The following is a 16,374-nucleotide window of genomic DNA, read 5'->3' on the forward strand; positions in this document are numbered from 1 at the left end:
TGCCGGGTTTGCTCCCCGAGTCCGTACGAAAGTCCCATTCGTGCGGACGGGCTCCGCTCATGACGCGCGCCTGCGGTAGCGGACCCGGCAGGGTTGGGTGAGCTGCACGACCATCTTGGAGTGGTCGTTGCGGTAGGTCGCCGAGGGTTGCGCCAGCTCGAAGGTGTAGTCGCGCAGCAGCACCGAGAAGATTGCCTTGAGCTGTAGCATCGCGAACGCCGCGCCGACGCACCGGTGCCGTCCCGCGCCGAAGGGGATCCACGTCCAGCGGTTCACCAGGTCCTCCTGCCGTGGCTCCGCGTAGCGGGCCGGGTCGAAGGTGTCCGGCTCCGGGAAGTCCTCCGGGATCCGGTTGGAGATCGCCGGGGTGGCGCCGACGTAGTCGCCGCGCCGGACCGCGTACCCGTTCACCGTGAGGTCGCCGGTCGCGACCCGCAGCAGCAGGATCAGCGGGGGGTGCAGGCGCAGCGCCTCCTTGACCGCCGACTCCAGCATCGGGATCTCGCGCAGTGCCTGGAAGCTGACCGCCGAGCCGTCGGCGTACAGCCGGTCCAACTCGGCGACCACGCCGGCGAGCACGTCCGGGTGGCGGAGCAGCTCGATGAGGGTCCACGCGGCCGTGCCGGAGCTGGTGTGGTGCCCGGCGAACATCATCGAGATAAACATCCCGGTGATCTCGTCGGCGGTGAAGCGCGGGCCGCCGTCGGCGTCCCGGACCGACATCAGGACGTCGAGCATGTCGCGTTGGTCGCGGGCGGGGGGCGGGCCCCCGGCGCGTGCGTTCATGATGCCCTGCACCAGGTCCACGAGGCCGGCGCGTGCCTTGTCGCGACGCTGGAAGCTCTCGATCGGCGCGTACGGGTCGACGAACGCGAGCGCGTCCGTGCCTTGTTCCAGCTCGTGGTAGAGCCGCGCGAACCGGCCGTCCAGCTCGTCGCGGAACCTCGCGCCGATGAGGCACGCGGACGAGGTGTAGATCGTCAGCTCGGCGAAGAAGTCGAGCAGGTCGACCTCCCCGGCCTCGCCCCAACCGCCGACCATCCGGTCGATCTCGCGCGCGATGGTCGCCGCGTGCCCCTTCATGTGCTCGCCGCGCAACGCCTGGTTGTGCAGCATCTCCCTGCGCCGCTCGGGCGGGGCGTCGAACACCACGCCCTCGCCGAAGATCGGCTTCATGAACGGGTAGGCCTCCGCCTGGTCCAGGTCCTCGTCTGCGGCGCGGAAGAAGAACTGGTTCGCGCTCGCGCCGGACAGCAGCAGCACGCGCCGGCCGGCCAGGTCGAACGCGCCGACGTCACCGCACTCCGCGCGCACCCGGCGCATCAGGCCGATGGGATCGGCACGCAGCTCACCGAGGTGTCCGTGCTCGCCGGCACCGCCGGAGACCCGTCGCGGCTCACGCATCCGGCACCTCCCGCAGCGGCGCCTCGGGCTGGACCTCGACGAGCGTGAGGTGGACGCCACGAGGCGCGGACACGACCGTCGTCACGGCCGCCGCGATGTCCGACGCGCGCAGGAAGTACGGGTGGCGGGCGAAACCCCACTGCTGCCAGCTCTCGAGCATCGTCAGGGTCGCCTGCTGGTCCCAGCCCGCGGCGAGGTCGGACACGGTCGGGCCGGGACGCACGATCGAGGCGCGGACACCGGTGCCCTCCAGCTCCATCCGCATCGTGTACGCCATCGCCTCCAGCCCGGACTTCGCCGCCACGTACCCGCCCATGCCCGGGCGTGGCGCGGGAACCACGTCGGAGCCGACGAAGACGACGTCCCCGCGGCGCCGGCCGACCATGTCGGGCACGACGGCCGACACCAGCCGGTGCGCGCCAACCAGGTTGATCCCGACCTGCTCGGCGAAGGTCTCGGAGTCCAGCTCGTGGATCGGCGAGGGCGCGAGCCCGCCGGCGCCGGACACGAGGATCTCGATGGGGCCCAACGACTCCACCGCCGCGGCGACGAACTTGCGGACCGACTCGTCGTCGCCAACGTCCAGCGGCAGGGCCACCGCCTCGCCACCGGCCGCGCGGATCCGCTCGGCGGCCTCCTCGCACCGCTCGACGCGCCGGGCGCCCAGCGCCACCGGGTGTCCCGCCCCGGCCAGCGCGACCGCCGTGGCGGCGCCGATGCCGGACGACGCACCGGTGACGATCGACGGCCGCCTCGCGGGATTCGGCTCGAAACGTGGCATGACGTCAGCCGCCTCCTGTGCTAGACATGTGTCCAGACGCTAGTACGGACTATTGCCCATGGCAAGACCGGAGGCCGTCGTGACGAGCAGGTTCGCCCAGCTGCGACAACAGGATCTGGCCGTACTGCTGCCCGAGCTGTTGCTGGCGGGGCAGCTCATCGACCGGTCGGGCATGGCCTGGTGCATCGGCGCCTTCGGCCGGGCCGAGATGACGCGGATCGCGGTCGAGGAGTGGATGGCCGCGAGCCCGGTCTACACCCGCCGGATGCAACGCGCGCTGGGCTTCGAGGGCACCGACGTGGTCACGATCTTCAAGGGGCTGCAGCTGGACATCGGCGCCCCGCCACAGTTCATGGACTTCCGGTACACCGTGCACGACCGGTGGCACGGTGAGTTCCGGCTCGACCACTGCGGCGCGCTGATGGACGTCGAGCCGCTGGGGGACGAGTTCGTGACCGGGATGTGCCACGACATCGAGGACCCGACGTTCGACGCGACCGCGGTCGCCACCAACCCGAGGGCGCGCGTCCGGCCGATCCACCGCCCGCCACGCACACCCGCGGACCGGCACCCGCACTGCGCGTGGACCGTCGTCATCGACGACGCCCACCCGCCCGTCGGCGAGTCGCCGGGATGCCAACGGCTCCGGTCGTCCAGGGCCGCCACCGTGGCGCTGGACCCGATCGAGCCCGGCGACGACGGTCACGCCGACTACTCCGGGCCGCTGCGCGGGGACCTGGACTTCGCCGAGTTCTCGAAGTCCGCCCTCGTGCGGCTGGCGGACGAGGTGTGCCTGCAGATGCACCTGCTCAACCTCGGGTTCGGCCACGCCGTCCGGCGGCGCACCGACGCCGAGGGCGCGCGTCGCCTGTGCGTCAAGCAGCTCACCGGCATCGCGGGCATCGCCGCGCAACGCCTGCATCGCGCGCTGCGCCTGCCCGGCGGTGTCGAGGGCGCGCTGCGCGTGCTCGAACTGCACCCGCTGCTCAACCCCGCGGCGTACGTGCGGGCGGCGGTCGGCGACGCCGTGACCGTGACACCCTCGCCGGCGCACGAGGACGGCGCCTGGATCTCCTTGTGCGGCCCGGCGGAGCGCCGGCCGTTGCGCGCGGTCGTCCAGGCCGTCGACCCGCGGCTCGACGTCGAGGTCGAGGGCACGGCCGAGGAGTGGACCGCGCGGGTGGTGACGCGCGCCGTCCCGGCGAGGGAGCTCGACGAGGTCGCCGTCACGAGGATCAGCACCGGGTCGTCGTTCACGTTCGAGCCGCGGCGGTCGCTCCCGATCACCCCGGTGGGCCGCGAGTCTCGCGTTCAAACATAGCGAGTTGCGCGTTCAGACACACCGAGCCCCGCGTTCAGACATGGCGAATTGCGCGTTCAGACGCACCGAGTTGCGGTTTCGTGCATACCGGGATCGGTGCGGGCACAGCAAGATCTACACGAAACCGTGATTCGGTGTGCGCGAGCCCGTGGTTCGTTATGCGCGAACCGTAGTTCGGTGCGCGCGCCCGTAGTTCGGTGTCCGCGAAACCGAACTCGGTGTGCGCGAGGCCGTGGTTCGGTGTGCATGAAACCGCAACTCGGTGTGCGCGAAAGCGTAGTTCGGTGTGTGTGAACGCGGGACTCGGTGTGTTTGGGCGCGGGACTCGCGGGTTAGGGTTTGGGGTGGCGGCGGGGGTTGGAGAGTAGGAGGTCGGTTACTTTGGCTAGTTTGCGGGGGACGTCCTCGAAGGACAGGTAGCCGGTGCCGGCTAGGACCAGGGCGCCGACGAAGGCCATGGTGAGGGTCTCGCGGGCGGTGGGGGACATGGGGCCGATCGCGCCGGCTACGCGGCGCAGTAGTTCGGCGCCCAGTTGGTCGCGGAGGCGCCGGACCTCGGGGTCGTCGGTGAGCAGTGCGGTGGTGCAGGCGCGGCTGAGGTCGGGTTCCCTGGTGAACACCTCCGTGATGCCGCGGACCGCGTCGGCGAGCGCGGCGGCTGGGGACCGGCGCGGCTTTGCCTGCGGCGCGGGCAGGTCCTGGACCTGCTGCCACAGGATCGCGCAGACCAGATGCTCCTTGGAGGAGAAGTACGTGTAGGCGGTCGCGGGTGAGACGTCGGCGCGTTTGGCGACCGAGCGGACCGTGAGGTCGCTGTAGGGGACGGCACGGACCTCGTCGAGCGCGGCGGTGAGCAGGCGTTGCACCGTGTCGGCGCGGCGGCCGTCGACGATGCGGCGTACTGGTTCCATCACGGCGCCACGCTTTCGATCATGACCACATGATAGTCGTCCGGACAGCTGTCAAGGAGCGACGCCCAGGTCTGTGGCGAGTCGGGACAGCGCCAGGCGGGCGAGCGGCGTGTCCACGTCGAGCTCGGCGGCGAGCTCGACCGCCAGCGTGAGGTCCTTGTGCCCCAGGTCGCGCACATGCGACAGGATCGGGTACCAGCCGCTGTCCTCGGCGACGGGCGCGGTCGTGCGCCGCAGCATGATCGCGCCGGGGCCGCCGGTGACGGCGTCGGTGTGCCGCACGACCTTCCCCAGCTCCACCAGGTCGAGCCCGGCCGCCTCGGCGAGCCGCTGGGCCTCGGCCGCCGCGGCGAAGGACACGAAGTGCAGCAGGTTGCGTGCCAGCTTCGCGGCCGTGCCCGCGCCCGGCGGGCCCGCGTGCATGGTGTGACCGGCCCAGAGCGCGAACACGTCGCGGCACCGCGCGAACGCGGCGTCGGTGGCGCCGACCATGACGGCCAGCTCACCCCTGGCGGCGCCGGGCGCGCCGCCGGAGACCGGCGCGTCCACGATCTCGATGCCCCGCGGCCCGTACAGCGCGGCCAGCCGGGCCGCGGTGCCGGCGGCGATCGTGGAGTGGACCGCGACGACCGTGCCGGGCGCCGCGGTCGCCAACAGGCCCGCCGGTCCGGAGAGCACCTCCTCGACCTGCGCGTCGTCGCGGACCATCAGCGAAATCACCTCGGCGGACTCGGCCACCTCGCCCGGGCTGCCCGCCGCTCGCGCGCCCGCCTCGAGGAACGGCTGGAGCGCCTCGGGACGCACGTCGTGGACGACGAGACCGCCGGGCCAGTCGAGCAGCCGCCGCGCCATCGGCGCGCCCATCTGGCCGAGCCCGACGAAACCCACTGGCTTCACGGTCGCCTCCCCGATGGGTGGACAAGTGTCTGGACTGTAGTTCGGAATTCCGGGTGTGGTCAAATGGCCGAAGAACAAGAACGTGTTCTCGTTCGGCCCGAGGAGGACGACCATGGACCAGCCGGACCTCGTGGCGACGGCGGGACTGCCGAACCCGCCGGTGGTCGGCGAACCGCCGCCCGGCCGGGTCGCGCTCGCGGCCCGGATCCGCGAGCTGGTCGAGGCCGCGCTGCTGGCCGACGACGACGCGGTGGACCTGCTCGCGGCCGCGGCGCGGGTCGGCGCGGTGACCGCGTCGCTGCGCCCGGGTGCCCGGGACACGGCGGCGCTGTTCGCGCCACTGGCCGGTGGTGGCCGGCTGAGCGTGAACAATCCCGTGGAGGGTGTGGGAAACCCGCTCGCGCCACCCCTGGTGTGGCACCGCACCGGCGCGGACTCGGTCCTGGCCGAGTGTGTGTTCTCGGTGGCGCACGAGGGCCCGCCCGGCCGGGTGCACGGCGGCTGGGTGGCCGCCGTGCTCGACCACGCCGTCGGGCGCGCGGTGGCATCGGCCGGCTCGCCCGGCATGACGGCCTCGCTGACCGTCGACTACCACGCGGGCACGCCGTACGGGGTGCCGCTGCACGTCGAGGGACGGCTGGTCCGGCGGGACGGGCGAAGGCTGTCCGCCGCGGCGGAGCTGCGTGCCGGCGACCAGGTCACCGCGACCGCCACCGCGGTGCTGGTGCTGTTCCGTGGCGTTGCCCCGGCACGCCGTCAAGAGTAGTGTCTGGACATGTGTCCAGTGAGTTCAATCCGTACGACTACGACTTCCACGAGGACCCATACCCCACCTACGCGTGGTTGCGCGCGCACGCGCCGCTGTACCACAACGAGGACCAGGACTTCTGGGCGCTGTCACGGTATTCGGACGTGACGGCGGGGTTCCGGGACAACACGCGGCTGTCGTCGGCCAACGGCGTGTCACTGGACCCGGCCGCCTACGGACCGCACGCGTACCGCACGATGTCCTTCCTGGCCATGGACGAACCGCGGCATTTGCGCATGCGGGCGTTGGTGTCCAGGGGTTTCACGCCCCGGCGGGTCGCCGAGCTGGCGGGGCGGGTCACCGAGCTGACGCGCCAGCACCTCGACAAGGCGTTGGCAGAAAAGGAGTTCGACGCCATCGGCGAGTTCGCGGGCAAGCTCCCGATGGATGTGATCGCCGAGCTGCTCGGGGTTCCGGTGGCGGACCGGGACCGGCTGCGCACGCTGGCCGACGCCGTCATGCACCGCGCGGACGGCGTGCTGGACGTGCCGCCGGCGGCCATCGAGGCCGCTCTCGAACTGGCCAGGTACTACGTGACCATGATCGGGGAACGGCGGCGCCGGCCGGGTGACGACCTGGTCTCGGCGCTGCTGGACGCCGAGCTCGACGGCGTACGCCTGTCCGACGAGGACATCGTCGGGTTCCTGTTCCTGATGGTCGTGGCGGGCAACGAGACCACGACCAAGCTGCTCGGGAACGCGCTGTACTGGGCGTGGCGCAACCCCGGTGAGCGTTCGCGCGTGCTGGCCGACCCGGCGCTGGTGCCCGCGTGGGTCGAGGAGACCCTGCGCTACGACACGTCGAGCCAGATCCTCGTCCGCACGGCGGCCACCGACCTCGACTACCACGGCCGGACGGTGCCCGCCGGTGCCCGTGTGCTGCTGCTGATCGGCTCCGCCAACCGGGACGAGGCCGCCTTCCCCGACGGTGACACGTATCGAGTCGACCGCGAACCCGGCCAGAAGCTGGCCAGTTTCGGTGCGGGCGTCCACTTCTGCCTCGGCGCGTCCCTGGCGCGGCTGGAGGCACGGGTGGCGCTCACCGAGATCGTCGCCCGAGTCGCCGACTACGAGATCGACGACACCGCAGCGGCACGGGTCCACTCGACGAACGTACGTGGGTTCGCGACGCTGCCCATGCGGGTGACGCCGCGCTGAGCGGTGCGCTGTTTTCGGCCGGCGGCCGGCGATGCGCCGGCCGAAGTCACGCGGTGACCGGTGTGCTCAGCGGTCGGCGCGGATGTCCGCGGTCGGTGGCGTGTCCCGCGGGACGTTGGTGTCCTGCGTGCCGAGCCCGCTCACGAGAACCACGACCACCGTCAGTGCCACGACGAGTGCCAGGACCAGCTTGACCAGAGTTCCTAACGGCATTGCGACCAACATTCTCGTCTCCCCTCTTCGACAGACGGTAGGCGTCTGCTCGCGGATCGGGTGCCTGAGCCAGCCGGCGCCCGATATCCCGACTGTAGGCGCGTTCCGCGACGGGTCGACGGGAGTTGGCGGCGTCGAGACAAGGTCGAAAGATATTCGACATCATGGCGGTCGTTCGTTTTCCCGGCGTGTGAACGGCAATATCCGCCGGCGATGAACGGTTGGTTATTGCCGGGTCCGCGGCGCGGACAACCGAATTCTCACGAGTCTTTTTTCTCGTGTTTCGCTATCGCCTTGTCCACGGTCATGGACAGCTTGCTGCCCAGTGGCCAGCCGACGTAGTGGGTGAGGAAGACGACGGCCTCGCGGAGCTGTTCCGCGTCCATTTCCTCGTTGCGCAGCGCGGCCTTGACCTGGATCGCGGCGATGTCGTCGAGGCCCTGCGCGGCGATCGCGCCGAGCAGGAGCAGCCGGCGGTCGCGCAGGGTCAGGCCCGGTCGGGTCCAGATCTCGGCGAACAGGTGGTCCACCGTCTGGGCGAAGAACTCGCCGGGCAGGTCCGGCATCTCCCAGCCGTAGACCTCGCGCATCATCTCCAGCCCGCGTTCGCGTTTCTCGTTCATCGCATTACCTGTCCGCCGTCGACGTTGAAGATCTGACCGGTGATCCATCCCGCCTCGGCGGAGAGCAGGAACAAACACAGGCCGACCAGATCGGCCGGCGTGCCCATGCGTTTGATCGGCAGTCGCTCGACCATCTGCCGGACGATCTCGGGTGGGGTGACCGTACGGGTGGCCTCGGTGTCGGTCGGGCCGGGCGCGATGGCGTTGATCCGGATGCCCGAGCCGCCGAGCTCGGTCGCGAGCTGCTGGGTGAGGCTGTTGACCCCGGCCTTCGCGAGGCCGTAGAAGGAGGAGTAGGTCCACGCGGCGGTCGAGGACTGGTTGACGATCGCGCCGCCGCCCCGTTTCCGCATGTGCCGTGCGACGGCGCGGGTGCACAGCAGCGCGCCGTCGAAGTTCACCGCCATGAACCTCTTGTAGTAGTCCCAGTCGACGGCGAGCAGGAGGTTGAGCTTCATCCCGCCGTAGATCGCGGCGTTGTTGACGAGGAGGTCGATACCGCCGAACTGGTCCACAGTGGACTCAGCCATGGCGGTGGTGGACGCCACGACCGAGACGTCGACCTGTCGGTAGGCGGCCGTGCCGCCGTCGGCGGTGATCTGCTTGGCCACCCGCTCGCCGCGCTCGGCGTTCACGTCCGCCACCACCACGTTCGCCCCCTCCTGTGCGAGGGCACGGGCGTAGGCCTCGCCGATGCCCTGTGCCGCACCGGTCACGATGGCGACCTTGCCGTCGAAACGACCCATGAAAGCTCCTCTACGCGGGCTCGGCGATGACCTTGGTCTCCAGGTACTCCTCGAAGCCGGCAACACCCAGCTCCCGGCCGATCCCGGACTGCTTGTAGCCGCCGAACGGCGCGTCGGCGGCATACCAGACCGCGCCGTTGACGCTGAGCGTGCCGGTGCGGATCCGCCCGGCCACGGCACGCGCGCGGTCGAGGTCGGTGCCGTGGACGGCACCGGAGAGCCCGTAGGGGGAGTCGTTGGCGATCCGCACAGCGTCGTCGTCACCGTCGTGCGGGATGATCACCAACACCGGCCCGAAGATCTCCTCCCGTGCCACCCGCGAGTCGTTGTCCAGCCCCGCGATGAGCGTCGGCTCGACGTAGAAACCCTTGTGGTGCGGGCGGCCGCCGCCACACACGATCCTGCCGCCCTCGGCCGTCGCGAGCGCGAGGTAGCCCTCGACCCGGTCGCGCTGCCGCGCGGAGATCAGCGGTCCGCAGATCGTGCGACGGTCGGTGGGGTCGCCGCAGCGGATGCCGCTCAGCACCGCGGCGGTCGCCGCCACCGCGTCGTCGTGACGGGCGCGCGGCACGAGCAGGCGGGTGGTGAGCGCGCAGCCCTGCCCGGCGTGCGTGCACACCATGAACGCCGCCATCGCGCAGGCGCTCGCGAGGTCCGCGTCGTCGAGCACGACGAAGGCGGACTTGCCGCCGAGCTCCAGGAAGACCTTCGTCAGGTGGGTCGCGGCCGCGGCCATCACCGACCGCCCGGTGGCGGTGGAGCCGGTGAACGAGACGAGGTCGACCCTCGGGTCCTCCGCGAGCAGGGCGCCGATGCCGTGGTCGGCCGAGGTCACGATGTTGACCACCCCGGGCGGGAAGTCCGTCTCCTCCGCGATCAGCCTGCCGACGGCCGCCGCGCACCACGGGGTGTCCGGCGCGGGCTTGAGCACCACGGTGTTGCCCGCGGCGAGCGCCGGACCCAGCTTGGCGAGTGCGATCTGGTGCGGGAAGTTCCACGGTGTGATCGCGGCGACGACCCCGGCGGGCTCCCGCACCACGGTGCGCCGGCTGCGGACCCCCATGGGCGTCGCGATCCCCAGGTCCTGGCGCCACTCGTAGGCGCCGGCCAGTTCGGCGAACCAGGCGAGGCCGGCGACCGGGACGTCGAGCTGCGGGCCGTGGGTCAGCGCGACCGGGACGCCCGCCTCGGCCACGGTGAGCGCACGCAGGTCGTCGCCGTGTGCGGTGAGCACCTCGCCGAGCCTGCGCAGGCAGTGTGCCCGCAGCGCGGTGTCGCGGGACCAGTCCGTGTCGTCGAAGGCGCGGCGGGCGGCGCCGATCGCGTCGTCGAGGTCGGCGGCGCCCGCGTTCGCCGCCGTGCCGAGCACCTCCTCGGTCGCCGGGTCGACCGTCGGGAACCTGCCCGCGCGTCCGGGGCGAAGCCCGCCGTCGACCAGCAGGTGCGCGGCGTCCGGTGACCACCACCCTAGACTGGACATGTGTCCAGACGATAGTTTGCTGTAGTGTCCAACGCAAGCGAGGCCGGGGAGGACGCGGATGTCCATCACGTTGACCTGTGGCCGGCATGTCCTCATGGCACGGATACCGCGGCGCCGGCTTCCTCCCCGGGCCAACTTCGTGTCGGGCATCGAGTCCATGCCCGTGACGTTCACCCCCGGACGCGCGTGATGTCCCCGGACTGGGACGCCGAGGCCGACGTCGTGATCGTCGGGTTCGGCGGCGCGGGCGCCTGCGCCGCGATCGAGGCGGCCGACCGCGGCCGCGACGTCCTGGTGGTGGAGCGGTTCTCCGGCGGCGGCGCGACGGCCATCAGCGGCGGCATCGTGTACGCGGGCGGCGGCACCCGCCAGCAGGTGGCGGCCGGCGTCACGGACACGGCGGAGGCGATGCTCGCCTACCTGCGGTTCGAGACCGGCGACGTCGTGTCGGCGGCGACCCTCGAACGCTTCTGCGCGCAGAGCGTGGACAACCTGCGCTGGCTGGAGGAGAACGGCGTTCCCTTCGACGCCAGCATGGCCCCGAGGAAGACGTCGTACCCGACCAACGACCACTACCTCTACTACTCCGGCAACGAGCTCGCGCGGCCCTACCGGGACCAGGCCCCGCCCGCGCCGCGCGGCCACCGCGCGCACGGCGCCGGCATGTCGGGCCGGACGCTGTTCGCGGCGCTGCGCCGGGCGGTGGCGCGGCGACCCGTCAGGGTGCGCTACCAGACCGCGGCGTCGCGCCTGCTCACCGACGCGTCCGGCCGGGTGGTCGGGGTGGAGTGCCGGGAGATCGTGGCGCCGTTCGCCCGCCTCGCGCACCGGATGCTGGCCGGGGCCAACCGCAAGCTCAACATCTACTACCGCCCGGCGGGCCGGCTGCTCGACCGCCCGATCCGGCGCATCGAGGCACGACACGGCGTCACGCGGCGCTTCCTGGCACGCGACGGGGTGATCCTGGCCGCGGGCGGGTTCGTGTTCAACCGGAAGATGCTCGCCGAGCACGCACCCGCCTACAAGGGTGGCTCCTCGCTCGGCACGATCGGCGACGACGGCACCGGGATCCGGCTCGGGGTGCAGGCGGGCGGGGTCACCGACCGCCTGCACCGGGTGTCGGCCTGGCGCTTCTTCAACCCGCCGATCGCACTGGTCGACGGCGTGCTGGTGAACCAGGAAGGCGAGCGGGTCTGCGACGAGACCCTCTACGGCGCCAGGATCGGCGACCACATCGCCCGGCAGACGGGGTCGAGGGCCTACCTGGTCGTGGACCGGCGCGTCCTCGACGAGGCGAAGCGGCAGCTGCCGAGCCAGACGCTGTGGTTCCAGTGGACGCAGATGAAGTACCTGTTCCTGTTCGGTCACGCAAGGGGAGCCACGATCGACGAGCTGGCCGGCGAGCTGGGCGTGGCTGCCGAGGGACTCCGGCACACGATCGAGACGTACAACGAGGACGCCCGGAGCGGCAGGCCGGACGCGATGGGCAAGGACGCCGGCCACGTCCGTCCACTGGAGACCGGACCGTACTACGCCTTCGACTGTTCGCTGCGCACACAGCCCGGGTTCCCGTGCCCGGTCATCACCCTGGGCGGGCTCGCGGTGTGCGAGGAGACCGGTGCGGTGCTGCGTGCGGACGGCGGCGTGGTGGCGGGCCTGTACGCGGCGGGGCGCACCGCGGTGGGTGTCTGCTCGGAGTCCTACGTCAGCGGCCTGGCCATCGCCGACTGCGTCTTCTCCGGCCGCCGGGCGGCGGCGGCGATCGCCGCCCGCGCCGACAACGAGACCGGGTGAGGCCCGGCGGTGCCGGGCCCCACCCGCTCCGTCAGCTCAGCGGCTGGATCCAGATGTCGCGGAACTGGACGGCGTTCCCGTGGTCCTGCAACCGGATGGCCCCCGTCGAGGGGCCTTCCGCGATGCTGCCCCCGGTCACGCCCGGAATGGCGTAGTCGCGGTGGACGACCTTGCCGTTCCACACCACCGTCACCCGCGCGTCCTCGGTCTTGGTCCCCGCCGCGTCGTAGCGGGCGGCGTGGAACCAGATGTCGTAGGTCTGCCAGGTCTCCGGGGGCCTGGCCGCGTTGACGTCCGGTGCCTTGCGCGTGTAGATCGCGCCGGCCTCGTTGTCGGCGAGCGTGGTGTCGCCGTAGGAGTCGAGGATCTGGACCTCGTAGCGCTCCTGCAGGTAGACACCGCTGTTGCCGCGGTTCTGCCCGGTCACCTCCGGCGGCAGTTGCGGCACCTTGAACTCGACGTGCAACCGGAAGTCGGTGTACGAGTCCTTGGTGCGCAGGTCACCGTTCTTGACCTGCATGGCCCCGCCGCCGACCAGTGGCCAGCTCGCCACCCGGCCGTCGGTGTGCCGCCACTCGTCGGTGTTCCTGCCGTCGAACAGGACGACCCGCCTGCCCGGTTCGCGGACCGAGATCAGGTCGAGGTTGACGTGCCCGGTGTCACCATCGTCCACCTTGTACTGGATCGTGTTGAGCCCGCGGCGCAGGGACAGCGTCTCGGTCCTGGTGGCCCAGTCCTCCCAGGTCACGGTGGTGGGTAGGACGGTCTGGCGGATCTTCTCGCCGTTGACGTAGACGCTCACGGACTTGTCGCCCGAGAACGGGTTGGGGCCGTTGGAGTAACGCAGCCCGACGTCGTAGCGGCCGGCGTGGTCCACGGTCACGTGCATCGTGGTGGACGCGCCCTGGTTGCCGAACCGGTCGACGAACCCGATGCCCGTGTAGCCGCGGTGGTCGGCGTTCACCCCGGCACCACCCTCGCGGCGGCCTTCCTCGGCCTCGTAGAACACCTGGCGCTCATGCCTGCCGGGGATGGCGTTGAGCGTGTACCAGGCCTCGGTGCTCCACAGCTCCTCGCCGTTCGCCGCGGCGAACGGGCGCGGTGAGCGCAGGTGCACGACGTGGTCGGACTTGAGGCCCACGACCTTCAGCGTCACGGTCCTGCGGTCCCGGGACACCGTGGCGGAGGTGACCGGCAGCGCCTCCTCGTCCACCTTCGGGCCGCCGTACTGCTCGGTCGCGGCGTAGCGCCACTGCTGGACCTGGTAGGCCGCGCCGGCGTCCTCGGCGATCTTCGCGACGGTCTCGTCCGACAGCGGTTGGGTGTAGGTGACCCGGAAGCCGGTCCGCGTGGCGCTCATCGACTTCATGTCGAAGGTGTTGTGGCCGTTGGGAGTCAGCTTCTGCAGGCCGAACTTCAGCTTTCCTTCCTGGCCCCAGTTGCCGTCCGCGCCGAGCCCCGCGACGTAGAGCGCGCCGTCGGGCCCGATCGTGGTCTCGGTGAGACCGACCTCCAGCCCCTGCGTGTGCCGGAACAACGCACCCTGGTACTCGCCGTTCACCTTCTCCAGGTACGCGCGCTGCAGGCCGCCGTAGGTGACGTCGCCGATCAGCAGCTGCCCCTTGAACGGCCCGGACCGCAGCGTCACCGGCATGGCCGGGGAGTTCGCGATCTCGTTCTGCGGCATCCACAGGACGGGCCTGGTCACCGGGTTGGCGTCGAACGGACCCGCGGGGTTGGTGTAGTGGTTGAAGAACCGGTTCTGCTTGATCTGCACCAGCTTCGACGCGGGCAGCCAGCCGCCCTGGTTGTCGGTCACGAAGACCTCGTCGTGCGGTCCCCAGCCGATGCCGTGCGGGGTACGCAGGCCGCCCGCGACGTAGGTGACCTTCCCGGTCCTGCGGTTCACCACGAGGCTCGTGCCGCGGTTGGGCACGAGCTGGGGGTTGGTGGTCGCGCCGCCGTAGTCGATCGCGACCGACAGGTTCATGTAGAAGTTGCCGTCCCGGTAGAGCAGGCCGAACGCGAACTCGTGGAAGTTGCCGCCGAGCGGCCAGGTCGCGACCGTCCGCTGCCTGTCGATGACGTCGTCGCCGTTGGTGTCGCGCAGCTCGGTCAGCTCGTGCTTCTGGGAGACGTAGATCATCCCGTCGACGACCTTGAGGCCCATGGGCTCCCGCAGCCCGCTCGCGATCTTCTTGTAGGTGACCTTGTTCGGGCCGGTCCGCCCGGTGACGTGGTCGAGGATGTAGACCTCGCCGAGGGTGTTGAGGCTGCCGCCCCAGGTGGCGATGACGAGCCTGCCGTCCTTGGTCCAGTCCATCGCGGACACCTGCGGCTCGAACCCGTCGGGGCGCAGGTTGGTCAGCGTGTAGTTCGGGTTCACGTCGTGGAGGGGGAGACCGTCGCCGGGGCTGTCGGTCTGGCCCTCGCACTCCTTGCGCCCCGGCGCGGTCACGCGCACCACGCCGGCGTCGGTCGAGAGGACGTCGCTCGGGACGATCGCGAAGTCGGTGGCACCCGGTGGCAGCCAGGCGAGCCGGAGCACCTGGTCGCCGCCCGCCTCGAAGTACTCGATCCGCAGCTTGTGGTGGCCGGCGGTCAGGGTGAGCGTGCCGTCCTTGGCCTGCTCGCCGTGCAGCCCGTCGTTGTCGATGACGAGCGCGTCGTCGAGGTAGAGCCGTGAACCGTCGTCACTGGTCAGGCGGAACGTGTAGGTGCCGGCTTCCGCGATGTCGAGGTTGCCGATGGCATGGGTGACGAAGTTGCTCTCGAGCCCGAACTGGGCGCCGGTGGTCCAGTCGATCGTCGGCATGAGCTTGTCGACGTTGGGGGTCTGGCCGGTCTTGAGGGTGCAGACCTCGGTCAACGGCACCTGCAGGTCGTAGGTGCGCAGGGTGACGCCGGGCTCCTGGGGCGGCAGCTCCGCGGGCTGGGCCGTGGCAGCCGGTGCCGTCAGGACGGCGAGCGAGCCGAGGACGCCGGCACAGAGAAGACCGGCCAGGCCTCTCCTGCGATGGCGCCGCGATGGTAAACGCATTCTTCCTCCTTGAAGATCACCCGAGCCGGAACCCGGTCGTGCCACCTAGGAGGATCTTTCCGTCAGAACAGCAAAAGTGGAAGCATCTTTTGTGGTTGACATACAGACTTTCGTCGTCATCAACCGTAAGAACTACGAATAGTAGTCGGACACTACCACTCGGGAGCGCTGCCGGCGCCGGGCCGGTGGCCAGGCAAAAGGCGTGGAGCCGGCGGATCGGGTCGGGCACAGTGGACCGCTGTGAACGCCAACCGCACGTCCCTGTTCTGTGACACCGCGCTCGCCGGGCGGATCGAGCGGGTCGAGGCGGGCCTCATCGCCGCGTGCGGTCGCGCCGCTCAGGTCGACTCGGCGGGATTCGTGCGCGCCATCGCCGGCGGGGTGGCGTGCTTCGCCGAGCCGGGCTCGCCGTTCAACAAGGTCGCCGGCCTCGGCTTCGGCGGGGTGCCCGGCGTGGCCGACCTGGACGGGATCGAGCAGGCCTTCGCCGCGCACGGCGCCGCGGTACAGGTCGAGCTCGCGCACCTCGCCGACCCCGCGGTCGGGGTGCTGCTCACCGGGCGTGGCTACCGTCTCGAGTCGTTCGAGAACGTGCTCGGCCTTGCCCTCGACGGCGAGTACGAACGGCCGATGCCGAGTGGGGTCGTGGTCCGCCGCAGTGGGGACGACGAGTTCGAACGCTGGCTCGAGGTGGTGGCCGACGGTGTCGCCCACCCGGACAGCCAGGGACTGCCCTGGCACGAGGAGTTTCCCCGTGAGACCTACCTGCGCGCCGAGCGCCGGCTCGCCGCGGCCGGCGTGGGGCGCTATGCCGCACTGCGCGACGGTGTCCTCGCGGGTGGGGCCGGCCTGCGTGTCGCGGAGGGCGTCGCGCAGTTCGCGGGCGCGGCGACCCTGCCGGCACACCGCCGTCGGGGTGTCCAGTCCGCGTTGCTGTCGACCCGGCTGGCCGACGCCGCCGAGGCGGGTTGCGACATCGCGGTGATCACCACCCAGCCCGGGTCCAGGTCGCAGCAGAACGCGCAGCGACAGGGCTTCGACCTGCTCTACACCAGAGCCGTCCTCGTCAGGCACGGTCCGGACGGGACCGGCTGGCCGGCGTTGTCACCGGCGCGTCCGGTCGGCTAGCTTCTGTGTGCAACCCGAGATGTCCAACTCGCTATGTCCCAACCCGAGAGTCAGTGGCCGTACAGGGGTTC

15 protein-coding genes are annotated in these 16,374 nt (G+C 71.0%); 6 read left to right on the forward strand and 9 right to left on the reverse strand.

The window, feature by feature from the left end; all coding sequences use genetic code 11:
• Window positions 1–57: 57 nt before the first annotated feature.
• The gene (locus tag VET29_RS27110; RefSeq protein WP_324925463.1) at window positions 58–1,404 is read right to left on the reverse strand and encodes a cytochrome P450; all 1,347 of its coding nucleotides are present in this window, start codon (window positions 1,402–1,404) and stop codon (window positions 58–60) included.
• A complete protein-coding gene (locus tag VET29_RS27115; RefSeq protein ID WP_324925465.1) occupies window positions 1,397–2,185 on the reverse strand; it encodes an SDR family oxidoreductase in 789 nt (262 codons plus the stop codon). The genes VET29_RS27110 and VET29_RS27115 overlap by 8 nt, the downstream gene beginning before the upstream one ends.
• A 58-nt stretch (window positions 2,186–2,243) precedes the next feature.
• Between VET29_RS27115 and VET29_RS27120 the strand changes: the two genes are divergently transcribed.
• Window positions 2,244–3,506 (forward strand): hypothetical protein, encoded by a 1,263-nt coding sequence (locus VET29_RS27120; RefSeq protein ID WP_324925467.1) that lies wholly within the window; start codon window positions 2,244–2,246, stop codon window positions 3,504–3,506.
• A 332-nt stretch (window positions 3,507–3,838) separates the two neighbouring features.
• Here the strand turns inward: VET29_RS27120 and VET29_RS27125 are convergent, their stop codons facing one another.
• Window positions 3,839–4,417 carry a TetR/AcrR family transcriptional regulator gene (locus VET29_RS27125; RefSeq protein ID WP_324925553.1) on the reverse strand — a complete coding sequence of 193 codons (579 nt, stop codon included), beginning with the start codon at window positions 4,415–4,417 and terminating at the stop codon, window positions 3,839–3,841.
• Window positions 4,418–4,468: 51 nt separating this feature from the next.
• Window positions 4,469–5,314 carry an NAD(P)-dependent oxidoreductase gene (locus VET29_RS27130; RefSeq protein ID WP_324925469.1) on the reverse strand — a complete coding sequence of 282 codons (846 nt, stop codon included), beginning with the start codon at window positions 5,312–5,314 and terminating at the stop codon, window positions 4,469–4,471.
• A 112-nt stretch (window positions 5,315–5,426) separates the two neighbouring features.
• Here VET29_RS27130 and VET29_RS27135 point away from each other — a divergent pair, with 112 nt between their 5' ends.
• Entirely contained in the window at window positions 5,427–6,080 is a 654-nt protein-coding gene (locus VET29_RS27135; RefSeq protein WP_324925471.1) for a PaaI family thioesterase, read from the forward strand.
• Between the two features lie 11 nt (window positions 6,081–6,091).
• On the forward strand, window positions 6,092–7,279 hold the full coding sequence (locus tag VET29_RS27140) for a cytochrome P450 (protein ID WP_324925473.1): 1,188 nt from the start codon (window positions 6,092–6,094) through the stop codon (window positions 7,277–7,279).
• Between the two features lie 66 nt (window positions 7,280–7,345).
• On the opposite strand, the gene VET29_RS27145 is transcribed toward VET29_RS27140, so the two are convergent.
• The 4 genes from VET29_RS27145 to VET29_RS27160 form a co-directional block, all read right to left on the reverse strand.
• Entirely contained in the window at window positions 7,346–7,492 is a 147-nt protein-coding gene (locus VET29_RS27145) for a hypothetical protein (protein ID WP_324925475.1), read from the reverse strand.
• Between the two features lie 260 nt (window positions 7,493–7,752).
• Window positions 7,753–8,115 carry a carboxymuconolactone decarboxylase family protein gene (locus VET29_RS27150; protein WP_324925477.1) on the reverse strand — a complete coding sequence of 121 codons (363 nt, stop codon included), beginning with the start codon at window positions 8,113–8,115 and terminating at the stop codon, window positions 7,753–7,755.
• Complete coding sequence (locus tag VET29_RS27155; protein WP_324925479.1) at window positions 8,112–8,861, reverse strand: SDR family oxidoreductase; 750 nt, start codon at window positions 8,859–8,861, stop codon at window positions 8,112–8,114. The genes VET29_RS27150 and VET29_RS27155 overlap by 4 nt, the downstream gene beginning before the upstream one ends.
• 10 nt (window positions 8,862–8,871) lie before the next feature.
• The gene (locus VET29_RS27160; protein WP_324925481.1) at window positions 8,872–10,341 is read right to left on the reverse strand and encodes an aldehyde dehydrogenase; all 1,470 of its coding nucleotides are present in this window, start codon (window positions 10,339–10,341) and stop codon (window positions 8,872–8,874) included.
• Window positions 10,342–10,399: 58 nt separating this feature from the next.
• Between VET29_RS27160 and VET29_RS27165 the strand changes: the two genes are divergently transcribed.
• Window positions 10,400–10,531, forward strand: a complete 132-nt coding sequence (locus VET29_RS27165) for a hypothetical protein (RefSeq protein ID WP_324925483.1) — start codon at window positions 10,400–10,402, stop codon at window positions 10,529–10,531.
• Window positions 10,531–12,135 carry an FAD-binding protein gene (locus VET29_RS27170; RefSeq protein ID WP_324925485.1) on the forward strand — a complete coding sequence of 535 codons (1,605 nt, stop codon included), beginning with the start codon at window positions 10,531–10,533 and terminating at the stop codon, window positions 12,133–12,135. Before VET29_RS27165 ends, VET29_RS27170 begins: the two co-directional genes overlap by 1 nt.
• 31 nt (window positions 12,136–12,166) lie before the next feature.
• Here the strand turns inward: VET29_RS27170 and VET29_RS27175 are convergent, their stop codons facing one another.
• Window positions 12,167–15,175 carry a family 16 glycoside hydrolase gene (locus tag VET29_RS27175; RefSeq protein ID WP_324925487.1) on the reverse strand — a complete coding sequence of 1,003 codons (3,009 nt, stop codon included), beginning with the start codon at window positions 15,173–15,175 and terminating at the stop codon, window positions 12,167–12,169.
• A 240-nt stretch (window positions 15,176–15,415) separates the two neighbouring features.
• On the opposite strand from VET29_RS27175, the gene VET29_RS27180 reads away from it, so the two are divergent.
• Window positions 15,416–16,303 carry a GNAT family N-acetyltransferase gene (locus VET29_RS27180; RefSeq protein ID WP_324925489.1) on the forward strand — a complete coding sequence of 296 codons (888 nt, stop codon included), beginning with the start codon at window positions 15,416–15,418 and terminating at the stop codon, window positions 16,301–16,303.
• The last annotated feature ends 71 nt before the right edge of the window (window positions 16,304–16,374 follow it).

Source organism: Actinophytocola sp., assembly GCF_035634895.1.
Lineage (GTDB): Bacteria > Actinomycetota > Actinomycetes > Mycobacteriales > Pseudonocardiaceae > Actinophytocola.

Excerpts from the sequence above, each read along its gene's own strand:
- VET29_RS27110 (WP_324925463.1), bottom strand. The coding sequence starts at position 1,404 with ATGCGTGAGCCGCGACGGGTCTCCGGCGGTGCCGGCGAGCACGGACAC.
- VET29_RS27115 (WP_324925465.1), bottom strand. The coding sequence starts at position 2,185 with ATGCCACGTTTCGAGCCGAATCCCGCGAGGCGGCCGTCGATCGTCACC.
- VET29_RS27120 (WP_324925467.1), top strand. The coding sequence starts at position 2,244 with ATGGCAAGACCGGAGGCCGTCGTGACGAGCAGGTTCGCCCAGCTGCGA.
- VET29_RS27125 (WP_324925553.1), bottom strand. The coding sequence starts at position 4,417 with ATGGAACCAGTACGCCGCATCGTCGACGGCCGCCGCGCCGACACGGTG.
- VET29_RS27135 (WP_324925471.1), top strand. The coding sequence starts at position 5,427 with ATGGACCAGCCGGACCTCGTGGCGACGGCGGGACTGCCGAACCCGCCG.
- VET29_RS27145 (WP_324925475.1), bottom strand. The coding sequence starts at position 7,492 with ATGCCGTTAGGAACTCTGGTCAAGCTGGTCCTGGCACTCGTCGTGGCA.
- VET29_RS27150 (WP_324925477.1), bottom strand. The coding sequence starts at position 8,115 with ATGAACGAGAAACGCGAACGCGGGCTGGAGATGATGCGCGAGGTCTAC.
- VET29_RS27155 (WP_324925479.1), bottom strand. The coding sequence starts at position 8,861 with ATGGGTCGTTTCGACGGCAAGGTCGCCATCGTGACCGGTGCGGCACAG.
- VET29_RS27160 (WP_324925481.1), bottom strand. The coding sequence starts at position 10,341 with ATGTCCAGTCTAGGGTGGTGGTCACCGGACGCCGCGCACCTGCTGGTC.
- VET29_RS27165 (WP_324925483.1), top strand. The coding sequence starts at position 10,400 with ATGTCCATCACGTTGACCTGTGGCCGGCATGTCCTCATGGCACGGATA.
- VET29_RS27170 (WP_324925485.1), top strand. The coding sequence starts at position 10,531 with ATGTCCCCGGACTGGGACGCCGAGGCCGACGTCGTGATCGTCGGGTTC.
- VET29_RS27175 (WP_324925487.1), bottom strand. The coding sequence starts at position 15,175 with ATGCGTTTACCATCGCGGCGCCATCGCAGGAGAGGCCTGGCCGGTCTT.